The organism is Eikenella halliae (assembly GCF_001648475.1).
GTDB classification, from domain to species: Bacteria; Pseudomonadota; Gammaproteobacteria; order Burkholderiales; family Neisseriaceae; genus Eikenella; species Eikenella halliae.
Map to the genome: position 1 here is coordinate 1 of NZ_LXSQ01000029.1, position 1,692 is coordinate 1,692.

The window sequence follows — 1,692 nt, forward strand, 5'->3', positions numbered from 1 at the left end:
TCAATCAAGCACCCGTCCCGATAACCGTTGCGCCCAATTTCGTTGGGATAGCCCAAGGGGTTGATGACCACGCGGCAGCCTTGAATATTGGCATCCATCGCCGTATGCGTGTGTCCGGCAAACCAGTAGGCAAAGCCGGTCAAATCAATATCGTTGATGAAATAGGGATTGAGCGGCGATTCGGCAAACTGCGGGGCGGTGCAGGCTGCATTCGGCGGAAAGTGGGTCAGGACAATGGTGTTTTCCGCGCCGCGAAACCGCTGTATCCACGCCCATTCTTCGTTATACAGGCGGACGTAGTCCTCAGGCGTGATGCGCCGCTCGTTTTGACTGTTGGGCAGGTAATCAAAAATATAGGCGAAATCGGCCACGGAAACCTGTGCCAAATTACAGTTTTGCTCAAACTGTCCGGCGCTGACTTGGTGCTGCCTGAAGTTGCTGAACAACGTGCCGCCGACAAAGGTCCGGCCGTTGATTTGCACGGTTTTACCCGCGCGCAGACAAGGCGCATCGTGCAACTGCAGGCGCACATCGCTCATGTTTTCATGATAATAATCGTGATTGCCCAGCACAAAGACATAGGGCTTACCCGCCTCGTTGCAGGCTGCCTGAAACTGCCGCATGGCGGCCAAACCGTTACCGAAATCGCCGGCGTGGGCAATCACATCGGCTTCGGGATGAAGGGTATAGGGGCTGCCGTGGGTGTCGGAAAGGAGCTGGATTTTCATGGGGATACGGTTTCAGGTAGCCTGCAACGGGAGATAGGAAACGGTTCGCCGGTATTGTATCATTCCATCTGAAACCGTTTGACACGATTGGCGCCGAGTATCGGCGTTGATGGTTCACGCTCATCCATCATTCATTAGAAAGCCTTCTTATGCCAACAGACCGCACCGTCTAACTCAACTACATCTCCGATATCCATTTGGAATGGCTGTTCGACAAACGCGGGCTGCTGCAAACCGATGTGCTGGACGAAATCTACCGTCCCCTGTTCCGCTGCAACCGGCAGCCTGCAACGCAACACAACCTGCTGATGATTGCCGGCGATTTGGCCGAAGCCAGGAAATTCCACTATTTCGTGCCGTTTCTGGAAAGCGTGATTGCCGACAACGGCTTTGACCGAGTGTTTTATGTGATGGACAACCACGAATATTACGGCGACGCGCTGCACAAGGCGGTCGGACGGATTCAGGCGGCTCTGGACGGCAGCCCGATGCTGAAGGCGCACATGAGCATCCTACACAACCAGTGCGCCATGCTCGACAACAGACGCGTGCAGATTATCGGCACACCGTTTTGGTATCAGGTGGCGCATGGGGACGAATATGCGGTAGCGCAAAGATTGAGCGACTACCGCTACATCAAGGTTAAACTCGGCAATCGTTATGCCAAACTGCTGTATCGCGATGTGCTGGCGGCACACTATCAAAGCGTTTGCTTTATCGAAGAAACGCTGCGTGCCAGCCCCTCCGGCGTACAAAACATCCTATTCACCCACCACCCGACCAGCCGCCTGTTCGGCGATGCCGACCTAGGCTACGGCACGGCATTGCCTGCACGGTGGGCAGAGGATGCGGAAATCGGGCTACCTGAAAAGCTTGCAGCCTGCATCCACGGCCATGCCCACCAACACCTGCCCGTGTGTTACGCCAACGAATACGGCATTCCGACGGTGAGCAACACCATCGG

At 55.4% G+C, this 1,692-nt stretch carries 2 protein-coding genes; one reads left to right on the plus strand and one right to left on the minus strand.

Annotated features, from left to right (window positions below):
- A partial coding sequence (locus tag A7Q00_RS11640; RefSeq protein ID WP_064090698.1) for a metallophosphoesterase occupies positions 1-728 on the minus strand: 728 nt, incomplete at its 3' end.
- Positions 729-925: 197 nt separating this feature from the next.
- Between A7Q00_RS11640 and A7Q00_RS11645 the strand changes: the two genes are divergently transcribed.
- Positions 926-1,692 (plus strand): metallophosphoesterase (locus tag A7Q00_RS11645; protein ID WP_245637580.1); only part of this gene is annotated, 767 nt, incomplete at its 3' end.